The organism is Pseudomonas sp. AM14(2022), assembly GCF_036346455.1.
GTDB classification, from domain to species: Bacteria; Pseudomonadota; Gammaproteobacteria; order Pseudomonadales; family Pseudomonadaceae; genus Aquipseudomonas; species Aquipseudomonas putida_A.
The window spans coordinates 228,308-243,694 of record NZ_JAOTNY010000010.1 but is presented as its reverse complement, the minus strand read 5'-3'; the positions used below and the strand labels follow the sequence as shown (position 1 = coordinate 243,694).

Sequence of the window (15,387 nt, the reverse complement as noted above, 5' to 3'; positions counted from 1 at the left end):
CTCACTCCTACAGGAGATCGCATTCCCCTGTAGGAGTGAGCCTGCTCGCGATGAATCCACCTCAAATCCCGCAGAGCTGACGCAACAATTCAGTATCCAGATGCTGCTCCACCAGATCCGCCAACCGCTCGATATCGCGCTCGCGCAAGCCGTGGTAATCCACCTCCTGCACATCGCTCAACCCGGCCCAGCGCAGCAACGCGGCACTGGCTTGCGGTGATTCGAACAAGCCGTGCAGATAAGTGCCGAACACCTGCCCGTCCAGACTCTGCGCGCCGTCGCAACGACCGTCATCCAGATGCACCGCCGCGTTCTCCAGCGCCGGCCCCAGCGTCACGCCCGCATGGATTTCATAGCCACTGACCTCAGCGTTTTCCAGCGCCAGATGCCCACGGACATTGCGCAATTGCTTCTCGGCTTCCAGCGTGGTTTCGAACGCCAGCAAACCGAGGCCGGCACTCGAACCCGGCGCGCCTTCCAGGCCCAGCGGATCGTGCACTTGCTCGCCGAGCATTTGCAGACCGCCGCAGATCCCCAGCAACTTGCCGCCATAGCGCAAGTGCCGATTAATCGCCGCGTCCCAGCCGTTGGCACGCAGATACGCCAGATCGCTGCGCACGCTTTTCGAGCCGGGCAGGATGATCAGGTCGGCGGCAGGGATCGCCTGCCCCGGGCCGATGAATTGCAGATCGACCTGCGGATGCAGACGCAACGGATCGAAGTCCGTGTGATTGCTGATGCGCGGCAGCACCGGCACCACCACTTTCAGCACTTGCTCAGCCTTGTCGGTCTGGCGCTGGTCGATGCCGTCCTCGGCCTCCAGATGCAGGTCCATCACGTGCGGCAGCACGCCGACCACCGGTTTGCCGGTGCGCTGTTCCAGCCAGTCGAGGCCCGGTTGGAGCAAGGCGATGTCACCGCGAAAACGATTGATGATGAAACCTTTGACCCGCGCCTGTTCGCTCGGCGACAGCAGCTCCAGCGTGCCGACCAGATGCGCGAAAACGCCGCCGCGATTGATGTCGGCGATCAGCAGCACCGGGCAATCCACCGCTTCGGCGAAGCCCATGTTGGCGATGTCCCCGGCACGCAGATTGATCTCGGCCGGCGAGCCGGCGCCTTCTACCATCACCAGCGGATATGCCGCGCTGAGTCGCTGGTGCGACGCGAGCACCGCTTGCATGGCGATGGCTTTGTAGTCGTGATACGCCACCGCGTTCATGCTGGTGACCGCGCGGCCATGGATGATTACCTGCGCGCCGGTATCGCTGTTGGGCTTGAGCAACACCGGGTTCATGTCGGTGTGCGGTTCGAGATGCGCGGCTTGTGCCTGCACCGCTTGCGCCCGGCCGATCTCGCCGCCGTCGGCGGTCACCGCGCTGTTGAGCGCCATGTTCTGCGGTTTGAACGGCACCACCGCCACACCCTGACGGGTGGCCCAGCGGCACAGCGCCGTCACCAGCGTACTTTTACCGGCGTCGGACGTGGTGCCCTGAACCATCAAGGTTGTCATTGGGTTTCCTTGGCGAAAGCTTGCAGCGCTTGTTCGAGACGCGCTTCTTCAGCGGCGTTGGCAGGCAGGCCGAAACGCAGGCTGCTGTTGTGGGTGAAGATGCGCAGGAGGATGCCGCGCCGGGCCATGAACTCGTGCAGCGCCGCCGCGTGTTCGGTGATCAGCCACTGAAACAACGCGCAACCTCCGTGGGGTTTGAAGCCATAGCGCTCCAGCAACAACGCGAGGCGTTCACTGGCTTCATCGCTGCGAATGCGTTGCCGGGTGTGCGCTTCGGTGTCTTGCAGGCAAGCCTGACCGAGCACCCGCGTCGGCCCGCTGACCGCCCAGGGCCCGACCTGCTCCGCGAGCAATCTGAGCAATTTACGCTCGGCCAGCACGAAGCCCAGACGCACCCCGGCCAGACCAAAAAACTTGCCGAAGGAACGCAGAACAATCAAACCGATCTGGTGGGTATGCGGCGCCAGACTCAGCTGCGGCGTGTTATCCATGAACGCTTCATCGACCACCAGCCAGCCGCCACGCTGGGCCAGCCGCGCGTGCCAGTCGAGCAGCCGCGCCGGGGTCAGACTCAGGCCGGTGGGGTTGTTCGGATTGACCACCACCAGCACGTCGAGGCTATCGAGAAAGAATTCGACTTCCTGCTCCAGCACTTCGCGCACGATGTAACCGCTGCGGCGCCAGGCTTCGGCGTGCTCGGCATAACACGGCGACAACACACCGACCTTGCCAGCGCGGCGCAAACGCGGCAGCAACTGGATCGCCATTTGCGAACCGGCCACCGGCAGCACCTGCGAGGCACCGTAATAATCGCACGCGGCCTGCTCCAGGCCGTCGTCGGTTTCCGGCAAGCGTGCCCAGGCGCGCAACGGAATCTCCGGGACCGCAAACGGCCACGGCGCGAGGCCGCTGGAGAGGTCGAGCCAGTCAGCCTCGGCAATCCCGTAATCGAGTGCAGCCTTGCGCAGCCGGCCACCGTGCTCAAGCATAGAATTCAGCCCCCACGCAGAGAATCAGCAGCCATAACCATACCCCGCGCTGGACCAATTGCCAGCCGCGATCAATCGAATCGGCATCCGCCGGCGGACCTTCACCCAGTTGCGGACGCTCATGCAGTTCGCCGTGATAGATCGCCGGGCCGCCCAGTTCGACATTCAATGCACCGGCACCGGCCGCCATCACCGGACCGGCATTCGGGCTGTCCCATTGCGGGCCCTGGCTGCGCCAGCATTTCCAGGCGAGCCGGGTGTTGCCCAGCAGCGCGTAGGTCAGCGCCACCAGCCGGGCCGGAATATAGTTGAGCACGTCGTCGATTTTTGCCGCGCACCAGCCGAAGCGTTCGAAGCGTTCGTTGCGATAGCCCCACATAGCGTCGAGCGTATTGCTCAGGCGATAGAGCACCACGCCCGGCGCGCCGGCCACGACAAACCAGAACAGCGCGGCGAACACCGCGTCACTGCCGTTCTCCAGTACCGACTCGGTGGCCGCGCGCGCGACGGCGGTGCTGTCCAGTTCGCTGGTCTGGCGACTGACCAGATAGCCGACGCGTTTGCGCGCCTCTTCCAGATCATCAGCGCGCAAGGCGGCGGCTACCGGCGCGACATGCTCACCGAGGCTGCGCATGCCGAGGGCGCAATACAGCGCAAGAATTTCGACGATCCAGCCCACGTACGGTGCCCAGGAAAACGCGGTGGCGAGCAAGGTCAGCGGCAGCACCGCGATCACCCACGCGGTGACCCCGTGACTGCGCCAGCCGCGCCCGCCCGCATTGAAACGGCGCTCGATGCGCCCGGCAAAATTGCCGAACGCCACCAGCGGATGCCAGCGTTTCGGTTCACCCAGCAGCGCATCCAGCGCGACCGCGGCGACACTCAACAACGCCACACTCATTGACTCACTCCCCAATAATTTTCGTACAGCAACTCATTGAGCGGCCGCGCCTGCGCCCACCCTTCGAGTACCAGCATCGGCGCCGGATAGAATTCCTTGACCGGCCCCAGACACAACACCGCCAACGGCTTGGCCCCGGCCGGCAACTGCAGCAGATCGGCCAGTGCTTGCGGTTCGAACAGCGACACCCAGCCCATGCCCAGTCCTTCGGCACGGGATGCCAGCCACAGGTTCTGAATCGCGCAGGACAGCGAGGCCATGTCCATTTCCGGCAGCGTACGACGGCCGAAAATATGTTTTTCGCGATCGTCCATCAGTGCTGCGACCAACACCTCGGCGCAGTCGTTGATGCCTTCGACTTTGAGTTTCATGAACTCATCGCTGCGCTCGCCGAGGGCTTCGGCGGTACGCACACGTTCTTCTTCGACGAGGTTCTGGATCTGCCCGCGCAGGGCACGATCGCTGATGCGGATGAAGCGCCATGGCTGCATCAGGCCGACGCTGGGCGCCTGATGCGCGGCTTCGAGTAGACGGCGCAGCAGCTCCGGCTCGACCGTGCCGCCGGTGAAGTGGCGCATGTCGCGGCGTTCGGCGATGGCTTTATAGACCGCTGTGCGCTCGGCCTCAGTGAATGCGTTGTCGCTCATGGCCTCTTCGCGAGCAAGCCCGCTCCCACAGGGGTTAGGTGATCCAATGTGGGAGCGGGCTTGCTCGCGAAAGCGGCCTCAAGATCTGGCACAAACAGTGCCGCGATAGCCGCAGGATTCGACGGAAAGTAGAAATGCACGTACGACGCCGTCATCCGCCCTTCCCGATAAACCGCCTCGGCCCCGCGCCCGCCATTCGGGCTGATGCCCCGGGCAATCGGCGTCAGTTCGGTGCTGGTCAGGGAATGGTGATAGGTGTGACCGCGCAACGAACCTTCCGGCAGATCCACCGCTTGCAGTGCCAGTGCCGCCAGACGTTTTTGCATCACCGCCTCACCGCGCAGCAGCCCCACCAGTTCGGCGCGGGTGCCGTCGACATCGGTCAACGCGTCGAGCAGATAGAGCATGCCGCCGCACTCGGCGAGCAGTGGTTTGCCGGCGGCGTGGTGCGCACGGATTGCATCAAGCATTGCCACGTTTTGCGATAGCGCGACATGGTGCAATTCCGGATAACCGCCGGGCAGATACAGACTGTCGGCCTCGGGCAATTGCGTATCGCGGATCGGCGAGAAGAAACTCAACTCGGCGCCCATCGCCCGTAGCAGGTCGAGACTGGCGCCATAGGTGAAGGCAAAGGCCTCATCGCGAGCGACAGCAATGCGCACGCCGTCGAGCAGCGGTTCAGCGCTGATCATTTCAGGCGCGGCGAATTCCACGGCCGGTGGCAGCGCTACCTCGCAACTGCTGGCCAAGGCTTCGGCGGCGGCGTCGAGACGCAGATCCAGATCATTCAGTTCACTGGCCTGCACCAGACCGAGATGGCGGCTCGGCAACTCGATCCCGGTCTCGCGGGACAGCGCGCCGTACCAGCGCAAACCTTCGGTGAGGCTGCCTTCGAGCAATTGCGCATGACGCAAAGTGCCGACACGGTTGGCCAGCACGCCGGCAAAAGGCAAATCCGGCTGGTAACGCGCCAGCCCCAACGCCAATGCGCCGAAGGTCTGGGCCATGGCGGTGCCGTCGATCACGCCGAGTACCGGCACGCCGAAATGCCGCGCCAGATCGGCGCTGGACGGCGTGCCGTCGAACAGGCCCATCACGCCTTCGATCAGGATCAGATCGGCTTCGGCGGCGGCTTCCCATAACAGACGGCGGCTTTCCTGCTCGCCGACCATCCACATGTCCAGTTGATACACCGGCGCACCGCTGGCGCGCTCGAGAATCATCGGGTCAAGGAAGTCCGGGCCGCACTTGAACACGCGCACCTTGCGCCCCTGGTTGCGATGCAAGCGAGCGAGCGCGGCAGTGACGGTGGTCTTGCCCTGACCGGAGGCCGGCGCGGCGATCAGTACCGCCGGGCAGTGACGTGGTTGATTCAAAGTTCGACGCCTTTCTGCGCTTTGATGCCAGCCTGGAAGGCGTGTTTGAGCATGCCCATTTCGGTGACGGTATCGCCCATCTCGATCATTTCCGGCTTGGCCGCGCGACCGGTGACGATCACGTGTTGCATCGGCGGACGCGCCTGCAGGTCGCTGAGCACTCGATCCAGATCGAGGTAGCCGTGCTTGAGGGCGATGTTCAGTTCGTCCAGCACCACCAAGCCGATCGACGGATCACGCAGCAGCTCGCGGGACACTTCCCACGCGGCTTCGGCAGCGGCGATGTCACGTTGACGATCCTGGGTTTCCCAGGTGAAGCCCTCGCCCATCACGTGAAAACGCACTTGCTCGGGGAAGCGGCGGAAGAACAGTTCTTCGCCCGTGCTGTTGCGACCCTTGATGAACTGCACCACGCCGCACTGCATGCCATGGCCCATGGCGCGGGCGAGCATGCCGAACGCCGAGCTGCTTTTGCCTTTGCCATTGCCGGTCAGCACCAGCACCAGGCCGCACTCGTCAGGCGAATTGGCGATGCGCTCGTCGATCACGGCTTTTTTGCGCTGCATGCGCGCCAGATGGCGTTCGTCGCGCTCGGGGGAATCGGTCATTGGGGGAGCTCTCCGTTGAGGCTGGATAACGGCGGGCAGGCACAAGAATAGACGGCAAAAAGCCTGGCATCGCCCACCGTGATGCCGCTGGATGGATCAGGCCGGTCTCCGGGCTCATGAGCGGCGCATCGCCTGACTGCGCGCCTTCCCGCGTCTGTCGACACAGTGGCTCAAGGCGCAGCTTTTACTCATTTACCGTTGCGGGGGCAGCGCCGGGATCGTGATCGTGCTTCGCCTGAAGACAACCCTCACCGGCTTCCCTGTTTCACCCTGTCGACACACGTCACAGAGCACCTGAAACAAGCCGCGAAGGTTAGAGGGTTGGGGGTGGAGCGTCAATTAAAGAGGGGGCCGTCGGGCGAATAACTGCCGTCGATCAATTATCTGACGCCAATCTTGTGCCACACTGAGACAAGTGATATCAAAGAGCCATGCTTTTGATTGAAAAGCACATCACAACAATAAGGATGATGACGATGCAAGGCATGATCATCAGCAACCCGCGCCTGGAATTCCTGCGCCCGATGCTGGAACGCTGGTTTGACTGTATCGACCGCTACAACGCCATTCGCGGCGACAACGACACCCCTTACTGGCATGACGAGAACGCCAATCTCGGCTTGCTCTCCGCGGCAGCCTGGATGGCCGAGCTGGTGACCCTTTGTAATACCTCGACCCGAAAGCAGAACGAGGATGGCGAGCGCAATGCCCGCGCCGATCTGTTCATCGCCGGCGCCGAAGACCGCGCCTACCTTCAGGCCACCCAGCGCTGGCCACGGGTCAACAACCTCAATCTGACCCAGGCCCTGCTGGACATCACCAGCGACGCCAAACGCATCAGTTTTGCCAGTGACCTCAAGCTCGGTTGCCTGTTCGTCGCCCCGCAAAAAGCCCAACACAGCGCCAGCCCCGAAGAGTTGCAGGACATGGTCGACGACCTGCAAAAGGAACACTGCTGCGCAGTGGCCTGGTATTTCCCCTACGCCTACCGCAAGTTGCGCAGCGAAGCGGGTAACTATCACCCGGGCATCGCCGTGCTGTTCAAAGAGGCCCGTGGTTGAGCGGTTGAACCATCGGGTGCGCGCACTCCTCTATGATTAGGCATGCATTCATAGGGAAGATCAGTAATGCGCAAAACCCAACTCGCTCTCGTCATCGCCCTCGCCGGAGGGCTCGCCGCCTGCGGTGAATCCTCCAGCCTGCAAGTTTCTGACGGCACCGGTCCGTCACCGAAGCTGCCTGAACCAAACAAAACCCTGATCCCGACGGTGAACATCGCCCCGGCGGTCGGCTGGCCCGCCGGCGGTAAACCGACCGCCGTAGCCGGCACGCAGGTCGCAGCATTCGCCGAAGGCCTCGACCATCCGCGCTGGCTCTACGTGCTGCCCAACGGTGACGTGCTGGTGGCGGAAACCAACGCCCCGCCCAAGCCTGACGACAGCAGCGGCATTCGTGGCTGGGTGATGAAGAAAGTCATGGGCAAGGCCGGCGCTGGTGTGCCGACCCCGAACCGCATCACCCTGTTGCGCGACGCCGACCACGACGGCGTGGCCGAGACCCGCACGGTGTTTCTGCAAAACCTCAATTCGCCGTTTGGCATGACCCTGGTCGGCAACGATTTGTACGTCGCTGATACCGATCGCCTGCTGCGCTTTCACTACGAATCCGGCGCGACCGAGATCAAGACCCAGCCGATCAAAGTCACGGATCTGCCGGGCGGCACGCTGAACCATCACTGGACCAAAAACGTCATCGCCAGCAAGGACGGCAGCAAGCTGTACGTCACTGTCGGCTCGAACAGCAACGTCGGCGAGAATGGTCTGGATAAAGAAGAAGGTCGCGCGGCGATCTGGGAAGTCGATCGCGCCACCGGCAACCACCGGATCTTCGCCTCGGGCATCCGCAACCCCAACGGCCTCGCGTGGGAACCGACCACGGGTGCGCTGTGGACAGCGGTCAATGAGCGTGACGAGATCGGCAGCGACTTGGTGCCGGACTACATCACCTCGGTCAAGGACGGTGGCTTCTATGGCTGGCCCTTCAGCTATTACGGTCAGCACGTGGATGTGCGGGTGAAGCCGCAGAATCTGGATCTGGTGGCCAAGGCTATCGCCCCGGACTACGCCGTCGGCCCGCACACTGCCTCGCTGGGCCTGACCTTCGCCGAGGGCAACAGCCTGCCGGCGCAGTTCAAGGAAGGCGCCTTCATTGGCCAGCACGGCTCATGGAACCGCAAACCGCACAGTGGCTATAAAGTGATTTTCGTACCGTTCGCCGCTGGCAAGCCGAACGGAGCACCGGTGGATGTGCTGACCGGTTTCCTCGACAAGGACGAGAACGCTTTGGGTCGCCCGGTAGGCGTGGTGATCGACCAGCAAGGTGGTTTGCTGGTGGCGGATGATGTGGGGAACAAGGTTTGGCGGGTTTCGTCTGCCAAGTAACTTTTGCCTGACCTGAAACAACTGTGGGAGCGAACCTGCTCGCGAATGCGTAGTGTCAGTCTCCATTGGGTTGACTGATACACCGCTTTCGCGAGCAGGCTCGCTCCCACATTAGGATTGCTGCGATTTTTACTACGGGTTATGCGCCAGATGCTCCGGCTGCAACACCCGCTTGGCACTCAGGTACGCCTTCTGCCAGTACGCCTTCGACAGACTGTCCAGCTTCACCGTGCCGCCGGTGGCTGGCGCGTGCACGAAGCGCCCTTCGCCGACGTAGATTCCCGCATGGCTGACCTGCGAGCCGCCGTTGGTGGCAAAGAAGATCAGGTCGCCGGTCTGCAAACCCTCTTTGCCGACATTCGGCGCCTGCATCACGATCATCTCGCGGGTGGAGCGCGGCAAGGAGATACCGGCGGCATCGCGGTAGACGAAACCGATCAGGCCACTGCAATCAAACCCGGAATCCGGTGTGTTGCCGCCCCAGCGATAAGGCGTGCCAACCAGGCCCAGCGCGCGAAACAGCACGTCTTCAGCAGCCGGCGAAAAAGCCTGGGAAGGCCCGAACACCACCGGGGCGCGTACCACGGGCGCAGGCGGCGGAGTGCGGCTGGCGCAGGCGCTGAGCAGCGCTGCGAAGAAAATCACTGTGAGGCGGGCCGACATCGTCATAAGCAGAACATCCTGATCTGGCTGCGGCTTTCTCTGCCGAATGGACAGAAACAAAACCGCCTGCGCAGCACGCAGGCGGTTTGCCATCAATATAGATACAGGATTCTAGCGGCTACGCGGCAAACTTCAAGTAAGACTTTAACTTCACCTTGTAAAGTCTAGGTCTACTCCCTTGCCGGGCACCGTTTTTGTCGCCACGGACGTGGCGACAACGGGGGAATTACTTGCGAGCGGTGACCACGGTCGGAGCCATCGCGAGGGCGCGCTTGGCTTCGATGAAGGTCTTGCTCCAGTAGCTGTCACCCAGGCTGTCGATGCGAACACCGCCGCTGCGACGACTGCTGGAGTGGATGAACTGATTGTCACCCAAGTAGATCCCGGCGTGGCTTACACGACCGCGACGACCATTGGTAGCGAAGAACAGCAGATCGCCCGGCTCAAGGTTGCCGCGCGAGACCAGAGGCGCATCCACGTTGATCATTTCACGGGTGGAGCGCGGCAGATTCATGCCGGCTTCTTCGCGGAACAGATAACCGATGAAACCGCTGCAGTCGAAGCCGGCTTCAGAGGTGCCGCCGAAACGGTAACGGGTACCGATCAGGGACATGCCGCGTTCAAGGATACTGTCGGCCAGAACCGGAAGCTCGTACGGCTTCTTGTTGAAGTCCGAGAGTTCTTTTTCGGTGTCCAGCTCTTCCTGGTAAATAACAGAAGACTGGGCAGTGGCAGAATTTTTAACCTGCTGAGGCTGCTCTTGAACTGGAGAATGAGCAGCGCAACCGAACAACAGGGTGACGAGTGCGAGAGGCACGAGGGGTGCGAAGCGATTTAGCATGGGCACGACCGTGGCTGAAGTTGTAAAGAAGCCGAGACTATGCCCGCTATCGGCCTCATTTGCAAATTCAATCGATCTTTTTGTGACTTCCCGGTTTCTCGTTTACATCTAAGCGCTTAAGCCCATTTGACTCGATACGCGGTCTGCATACGTTGCGGAAACGCGGATTTTCTGGCGCCTGAAATATGTCGAAACGTGCTGAAAGCCTCGTATTTCAAGGGCTGACTACCAACCGAGGGTCTCTTTCAGGAACGGAATCGTCAGCTTGCGTTGCGCCTGCAACGAGGCCTGATCCAGCTGTTCGAGCAGGTCGAACAATGCACTCATGCTGCGGGTGCCGCGAGTCAGAATAAAGTGTCCGACTTCATCGGTCAGATGCAGACCGCGACGCGACGCACGCAATTGCAGGGCACGCAATTTGTCTTCATCGGAGAGCGGCCGCATCTGGAAGATCAGCGCCAGGGTCAGGCGCGATTTGAGGTCAGCCAGTTTCACCGGCAGCTCGCGCGGCGAGGTTGAAGCGGCAATCAGCAAACGTCGACCGCTGTCACGCAGGCGGTTGAACAGATGAAACATCGCCTCTTCCCAGTCCGGCTTGCCGGCAATCACCTGCAAGTCATCCAGGCAGACCAGTTCGTACTGCTCAAGGTTGTCGAGGATTTCGATACCACGATCCATCAGCTCGGCCAGCGGCAGATACACCGCCGGTTCACCCATCTGCTCGAAACGCAGACACGCCGCCTGCAACAGATGCGTACGCCCTACCCCATGCTTGCCCCACAGGTAGATGAGGCTTTCGGTCCAGCCGGCGTCGGCTTCGCATAGGCGCTCGACATAGCCGAGTGCAGCGGCATTGGCGCCTGGGTAGTAGTTGATGAAGGTGGCGTCGTCACGCAGACGCACACCTAGGGGCAGCTGAATCGGTTTCATGCTGACTGAACAGTTCTCAAGGAACCGTTAGTGGCCTCTGTGTAAAGTTTGCGAAGTTTATACCCGTGAAGCTGAGCGCACAATGCGACAGACCCCAAGCAAAATCAAAGGTTTGCGTTAACACGCTGGTTTTATGACAGTTTCTCTGACGCGGTATCGAACGAACCCGCCGCAAAACCCGGGCCAACCCGGCACAATGCCGGACCGCCCGTGATCGGCTTACAACTCGGGCTCATCTGCCCCGCTGTAAATATCCGAGTCCTTGTACAAATCGTGCACGTGACGCACCAGCACCATGATCACCGCCGCCACCGGCAATGCCAGCAGCACTCCGGTAAAGCCGAACAGCTCGCCGCCGGCCAGGATTGCGAAGATCACCGCCACCGGATGCAGGCCGATCCGGTCGCCGACCAGCAGCGGCGTCAGCACCATGCCTTCCAGCGCCTGCCCGACCATGAACACCGCAACGATGCCGATCATCGGGTACAGGTCGCCACCGAACTGGAACAGCCCGGCAATCAGCGCCGCGCCAATACCGATCACAAAACCCATGTATGGCACGATTGCCGCGAGGCCTGCGATCAGGCCGATCAACAGCCCCAATTCCAGACCAACAATCATCAGACCCGCTGCGTAGATCACGCCCAGCGCCAGCATGACCAGCAACTGTCCGCGCACGAACGCGCCGAGCACTTCGTGGCACTCACCGGCGAGCGAGACGATGGTTTCTTCACGATCACGCGGCAACAGGCTGCGGATCTTGGCCATCATCACGTCCCAGTCGCGCAGCAGATAAAAACTCACCACTGGAATCAGCACCAGATTCGCCAGCCAGCCGATCAGCGCCAGACTCGAGGCCGTCGCCTGACTCAGCACCACACCGACGATGTCAGTGGTCTGCCCCATGTGTTCGCTGATCGCCGCCTTGACCTTGTCGAACTTCCAGAAGCCGTCAGACAGGCCCAGCTTCGATTGCGCCCACGGCAGCGCCGTATGCTGCAGCCAGTCAAGCATTTGCGGCGCCAACTCATACAAACGCACCAACTGCTTGGCAAGCATCGGCACCAGCACCAACAGCAACGTGGTGACGATCAGAGTGAACAAGGCGAACACCGCGATCACACCCCAGGTTCGCGACAAACCGAGTTTCTCCAACCGATCCACCAGCGGATCGAACAGATACGCCAGCAGCAACGCCACCAGAAACGGCGTGAGGATCGGATGCAGCAACCAGACAAATGCGCAAAGCAGGACTACCCCACCGAGCCAGAACCAACGCCGCGTATCGGCCATTTACCACTCCCACTGCTTCTATATAAGGAAAGACTTACCAGCGAAACCGCAACGAAGGTGCTACCGGTGCAGGCGCTGGAGCCGCAACAGGCGCTGCACCTGCCACCGCTGGCTGCGGCGCTGCCACTGGCGTCGGTGCTTCGGCCGGCAACTCCTGCAACTTCGCCAACGACAACTGCGCGCGCAACTGATCGGCACTGCCGTTGACCCGATACACGATGCGATCACCATCGACACTTTGCAGACGCACACCGAACGGTTCGAGTAACCGCAGCAGTGTGGCGTAATGCTCAAGATTCATGCCCTGCACTTCCAGGGTCTGTTGGCCCGAAGCACCAGGCTTGGCGACAAAGCGCGGCGCCAGACGCTCGGCCACCGCCAGCATCACCGCATCGGCCACGGCAGCCTGGTCGGCGCCCTGCACACTGCCGGCCTCTTTCTGATCGCCCAGCCACAGATGCCACTTGGCCTGCCACTGCCCGCCCTCTTCGTGCGCATGCACCGCCAGCAACGCATCCGCGCCGTAACGCTCCGAAGCGCCGCGCAATGGCGCGGGCTCGGTGCCATCCAGCACTGGCGCGGTAGCCACTAGTTGCTCACTCAGATCCGCTAGCGGCAGACGCAGCGGCAAGCCGCGATGCTGAGCCGCAGAACGCAACGGTGCAGCCGCTGCCTGACCGTCGCCGACCAGGCTCGAACCTTCAGTCGAATCGTTCAGCCACCAGCTCAGAATCGACGGCCGACTCGCCCCCCACAACGACAGCCCGGCCCGACGCAGCGCCTGCTCGGTGGTGGCCGGATCGAAATCGACCTTGAGCACCTCCGGCGGCCCGGCATCAAAACCGAACTGACTGATGATCTGCTGCGGATCCTTGCGAATCGCCGCCAGCCCGGGATTTTGCGGCGCCTTGGGGTCACCGGTCAGGCGCAACACCAGCGTATCGAGCGCCGCCTGCGTGGCGCGATCACGCTCTTCCGGCGCCTGGCTGCTGACCGGCTGGCGCACTTGATAGAGACCCTTGAGGTTTTCGGCATGACTCGCCAAGCTGACCAACGACAAACAACCCACAACCAACAATTTACAAAAACGCATGGAAAATTCCCGTCGACAGGAGCGGCTGGAACAGGCCGCGTGAACCGGTTAAGCAAGGCTGTGACAATCTGCCATCGCAAAACATTCACACGCTAGCGGTAAGTTTTTGCACAGTGATAACGATAGACGGTTAATCGGCACACCTTATACAGGCAGCCGCCCGGCACAATTGCAAAAAATTTCAGTCGATTATGCCCCTGCCCGTCGGCGCGAGGATGGCCGCTGCCCCTCAAGCCTGATAAAATCGCGCGCCTTCGCAGACCGGCAACAGCCGGGCACCCCGAAATTCGCGTAAGGCCATCGCCCTCTCGATTTCGATGTTCCCGCTGAACTCGGTCGTTACCCCTGAATCCCCTCCCCTAAAGGCCTGGATCATGAGCAAGCAACCCTCCCTGAGCTACAAGGACGCCGGTGTAGACATCGACGCCGGTGAAGCATTGGTCGAACGCATCAAGAGCGTCGCCAAGCGCACTGCGCGCCCGGAAGTCATGGGCGGCCTGGGCGGTTTCGGCGCCCTCTGCGAGATCCCGGCCGGTTACAAACAGCCGGTGCTGGTTTCCGGTACTGATGGCGTCGGCACCAAGCTGCGCCTGGCGCTGAACCTGAACAAGCACGACAGCATCGGCCAGGACCTGGTCGCCATGTGCGTCAACGATCTGGTGGTGTGCGGCGCAGAACCGCTGTTCTTCCTCGACTACTACGCCACCGGCAAGCTGAACGTCGACGTAGCTGCCACCGTGGTCACCGGTATCGGTGCAGGCTGCGAACTGGCTGGCTGCTCCCTGGTCGGCGGCGAAACCGCTGAAATGCCTGGCATGTACGAAGGCGAAGACTACGACCTGGCCGGTTTCTGCGTCGGCGTCGTGGAAAAAGCCGAAATCATCGACGGCTCGAAAGTCGCCACCGGTGACGCACTGATCGCCCTGCCATCGTCCGGCCCGCACTCCAACGGCTACTCGCTGATCCGCAAGATCATCGAAGTGTCCGGTGCCGACATTGAAACCGTACAGCTCGACGGCAAGCCGCTGACCGAACTGCTGATGGCCCCGACCCGCATCTACGTGAAGCCGCTGCTCAAGCTGATCAAAGACACCGGTGCGGTCAAAGCCATGGCCCACATCACCGGCGGCGGCCTGCTGGACAACATTCCGCGCGTTCTGCCAAAAGGCGCTCAGGCCGTGGTTGACGTGGCCAGCTGGACTCGCCCGGCGGTCTTCGACTGGCTGCAAGAGAAAGGCAACGTCGACGAGACCGAAATGCACCGCGTACTGAACTGCGGCGTCGGCATGGTGATCTGCGTGGCTCAGGAGCACGTTGAAGTGGCCCTGAACACCCTGCGTGATGCCGGCGAGCAGCCTTGGGTCATCGGCCAGATCGCTGCCGCTGCCGAAGGCGCTGCCCAGGTTGATCTGCAGAACCTTAAGGCTCATTAATGTCCGCAACCTGTGATGTCGTGGTGCTGTTGTCCGGCACCGGCAGTAACTTGCAGGCTCTGATCGACAGCACGCGGACCGGCGACAGCCCGGTCCGCATCGCTGCGGTGATTTCCAACCGCGCCGACGCCTACGGCCTGCAACGCGCCAGTGACGCGGGTATCGCCACCCGCTCGCTGGATCACAAGGCTTTCGAAGGTCGCGAGGCCTTCGATGCTGCCCTGATCGAACTGATCGACGAATTCAAACCGAAACTCGTGGTACTGGCCGGCTTCATGCGCATTCTCAGCGCTGATTTCGTGCGTCACTACCAGGGTCGTCTGCTCAACATCCACCCGTCGCTGCTGCCCAAATACAAAGGGTTACACACTCATCAGCGCGCGCTCGAGGCCGGCGATGCGGAGCACGGCTGCTCCGTGCACTTCGTCACCGAGGAACTCGATGGTGGACCACTGGTCGTACAGGCAGTAATACCGGTAGAGTTGCACGACACGCCGCAGACACTTGCGCAGCGAGTGCATATCCAGGAACACCTGATCTACCCGATGGCTGTACGCTGGTTTGCCGAAGGCCGACTGGCACTCGGTGAGCAAGGTGCTTTACTGGATGGCCAGTTACTCGCGGCCAGCGGCCACTTGATTCGACACTAGGAGATT

The 15,387-nt window shown here is 61.9% G+C and carries 15 protein-coding genes and 1 riboswitch; of the genes, 4 read left to right on the top strand and 11 right to left on the bottom strand.

Going from position 1 to position 15,387, the window contains the following annotated elements:
• Nucleotides 1-61: 61 nt before the first annotated feature.
• From V3W27_RS20315 to cobO, 6 genes are read right to left on the bottom strand one after another with little or no spacing between them, the layout of a single operon-like run.
• Entirely contained in the window at nt 62-1,513 is a 1,452-nt protein-coding gene (locus tag V3W27_RS20315; protein ID WP_330207382.1) for a cobyric acid synthase, read from the bottom strand.
• The gene (gene cobD / locus V3W27_RS20310; protein ID WP_330207381.1) at nt 1,510-2,502 is read right to left on the bottom strand and encodes a threonine-phosphate decarboxylase CobD; all 993 of its coding nucleotides are present in this window, start codon (nt 2,500-2,502) and stop codon (nt 1,510-1,512) included. The genes V3W27_RS20315 and cobD overlap by 4 nt, the downstream gene beginning before the upstream one ends.
• Nucleotides 2,495-3,403, bottom strand: a complete 909-nt coding sequence (cbiB, locus tag V3W27_RS20305) for an adenosylcobinamide-phosphate synthase CbiB (protein ID WP_047600242.1) — start codon at nt 3,401-3,403, stop codon at nt 2,495-2,497. The genes cobD and cbiB overlap by 8 nt, the downstream gene beginning before the upstream one ends.
• Nucleotides 3,400-4,050: a 5,6-dimethylbenzimidazole synthase gene (bluB, locus tag V3W27_RS20300; protein WP_247267673.1), complete on the bottom strand. Its 651-nt coding sequence runs from the start codon at nt 4,048-4,050 to the stop codon at nt 3,400-3,402. The genes cbiB and bluB overlap by 4 nt, the downstream gene beginning before the upstream one ends.
• Nucleotides 4,047-5,429: a cobyrinate a,c-diamide synthase gene (locus tag V3W27_RS20295; protein ID WP_247267674.1), complete on the bottom strand. Its 1,383-nt coding sequence runs from the start codon at nt 5,427-5,429 to the stop codon at nt 4,047-4,049. The genes bluB and V3W27_RS20295 overlap by 4 nt, the downstream gene beginning before the upstream one ends.
• Entirely contained in the window at nt 5,426-6,037 is a 612-nt protein-coding gene (cobO, locus tag V3W27_RS20290; protein ID WP_027614057.1) for a cob(I)yrinic acid a,c-diamide adenosyltransferase, read from the bottom strand. The genes V3W27_RS20295 and cobO overlap by 4 nt, the downstream gene beginning before the upstream one ends.
• An 82-nt stretch (nt 6,038-6,119) precedes the next feature.
• Nucleotides 6,120-6,350, bottom strand: a riboswitch (cobalamin riboswitch).
• A 163-nt stretch (nt 6,351-6,513) separates the two neighbouring features.
• Between cobO and V3W27_RS20285 the strand changes: the two genes are divergently transcribed.
• Both V3W27_RS20285 and V3W27_RS20280 read left to right on the top strand, forming a co-directional pair.
• Nucleotides 6,514-7,098, top strand: coding sequence for a hypothetical protein (locus V3W27_RS20285; RefSeq protein ID WP_330207380.1), 585 nt, complete (start codon nt 6,514-6,516; stop codon nt 7,096-7,098).
• Between the two features lie 66 nt (nt 7,099-7,164).
• Nucleotides 7,165-8,478 (top strand): PQQ-dependent sugar dehydrogenase, encoded by a 1,314-nt coding sequence (locus V3W27_RS20280; RefSeq protein WP_330207379.1) that lies wholly within the window; start codon nt 7,165-7,167, stop codon nt 8,476-8,478.
• Nucleotides 8,479-8,610: 132 nt separating this feature from the next.
• Here the strand turns inward: V3W27_RS20280 and V3W27_RS20275 are convergent, their stop codons facing one another.
• The 5 genes from V3W27_RS20275 to V3W27_RS20255 all read right to left on the bottom strand — a co-directional run bounded on the left by V3W27_RS20275 (nt 8,611) and on the right by V3W27_RS20255 (nt 13,298).
• The gene (locus V3W27_RS20275; protein WP_027614054.1) at nt 8,611-9,147 is read right to left on the bottom strand and encodes a C40 family peptidase; all 537 of its coding nucleotides are present in this window, start codon (nt 9,145-9,147) and stop codon (nt 8,611-8,613) included.
• 220 nt (nt 9,148-9,367) lie between these two features.
• The gene (locus tag V3W27_RS20270; protein ID WP_007962885.1) at nt 9,368-9,982 is read right to left on the bottom strand and encodes a C40 family peptidase; all 615 of its coding nucleotides are present in this window, start codon (nt 9,980-9,982) and stop codon (nt 9,368-9,370) included.
• A gap of 225 nt (nt 9,983-10,207) precedes the next feature.
• Nucleotides 10,208-10,912, bottom strand: coding sequence for a DnaA regulatory inactivator Hda (hda, locus tag V3W27_RS20265; protein WP_025111852.1), 705 nt, complete (start codon nt 10,910-10,912; stop codon nt 10,208-10,210).
• 219 nt (nt 10,913-11,131) lie between these two features.
• On the bottom strand, nt 11,132-12,205 hold the full coding sequence (locus tag V3W27_RS20260; protein ID WP_027614053.1) for an AI-2E family transporter: 1,074 nt from the start codon (nt 12,203-12,205) through the stop codon (nt 11,132-11,134).
• Nucleotides 12,206-12,239: 34 nt separating this feature from the next.
• Nucleotides 12,240-13,298 (bottom strand): DUF2066 domain-containing protein, encoded by a 1,059-nt coding sequence (locus V3W27_RS20255; protein ID WP_330207378.1) that lies wholly within the window; start codon nt 13,296-13,298, stop codon nt 12,240-12,242.
• A 374-nt stretch (nt 13,299-13,672) separates the two neighbouring features.
• Between V3W27_RS20255 and purM the strand changes: the two genes are divergently transcribed.
• Together purM and purN are read left to right on the top strand one after the other, a co-directional pair.
• Complete coding sequence (purM, locus tag V3W27_RS20250; protein ID WP_027614051.1) at nt 13,673-14,731, top strand: phosphoribosylformylglycinamidine cyclo-ligase; 1,059 nt, start codon at nt 13,673-13,675, stop codon at nt 14,729-14,731.
• Nucleotides 14,731-15,381 (top strand): phosphoribosylglycinamide formyltransferase, encoded by a 651-nt coding sequence (gene purN / locus V3W27_RS20245; protein WP_330207377.1) that lies wholly within the window; start codon nt 14,731-14,733, stop codon nt 15,379-15,381. The genes purM and purN overlap by 1 nt, the downstream gene beginning before the upstream one ends.
• Nucleotides 15,382-15,387: the final 6 nt, after the last annotated feature.

Excerpts from the sequence above, each read along its gene's own strand:
- V3W27_RS20275 (WP_027614054.1), bottom strand. The coding sequence starts at position 9,147 with ATGACGATGTCGGCCCGCCTCACAGTGATTTTCTTCGCAGCGCTGCTC.
- cobD (WP_330207381.1), bottom strand. The coding sequence starts at position 2,502 with ATGCTTGAGCACGGTGGCCGGCTGCGCAAGGCTGCACTCGATTACGGG.
- V3W27_RS20315 (WP_330207382.1), bottom strand. The coding sequence starts at position 1,513 with ATGACAACCTTGATGGTTCAGGGCACCACGTCCGACGCCGGTAAAAGT.
- V3W27_RS20285 (WP_330207380.1), top strand. The coding sequence starts at position 6,514 with ATGCAAGGCATGATCATCAGCAACCCGCGCCTGGAATTCCTGCGCCCG.
- V3W27_RS20270 (WP_007962885.1), bottom strand. The coding sequence starts at position 9,982 with ATGCTAAATCGCTTCGCACCCCTCGTGCCTCTCGCACTCGTCACCCTG.
- V3W27_RS20260 (WP_027614053.1), bottom strand. The coding sequence starts at position 12,205 with ATGGCCGATACGCGGCGTTGGTTCTGGCTCGGTGGGGTAGTCCTGCTT.
- purM (WP_027614051.1), top strand. The coding sequence starts at position 13,673 with ATGAGCAAGCAACCCTCCCTGAGCTACAAGGACGCCGGTGTAGACATC.
- hda (WP_025111852.1), bottom strand. The coding sequence starts at position 10,912 with ATGAAACCGATTCAGCTGCCCCTAGGTGTGCGTCTGCGTGACGACGCC.
- V3W27_RS20280 (WP_330207379.1), top strand. The coding sequence starts at position 7,165 with ATGCGCAAAACCCAACTCGCTCTCGTCATCGCCCTCGCCGGAGGGCTC.
- purN (WP_330207377.1), top strand. The coding sequence starts at position 14,731 with ATGTCCGCAACCTGTGATGTCGTGGTGCTGTTGTCCGGCACCGGCAGT.
- cobO (WP_027614057.1), bottom strand. The coding sequence starts at position 6,037 with ATGACCGATTCCCCCGAGCGCGACGAACGCCATCTGGCGCGCATGCAG.
- bluB (WP_247267673.1), bottom strand. The coding sequence starts at position 4,050 with ATGAGCGACAACGCATTCACTGAGGCCGAGCGCACAGCGGTCTATAAA.
- cbiB (WP_047600242.1), bottom strand. The coding sequence starts at position 3,403 with ATGAGTGTGGCGTTGTTGAGTGTCGCCGCGGTCGCGCTGGATGCGCTG.
- V3W27_RS20255 (WP_330207378.1), bottom strand. The coding sequence starts at position 13,298 with ATGCGTTTTTGTAAATTGTTGGTTGTGGGTTGTTTGTCGTTGGTCAGC.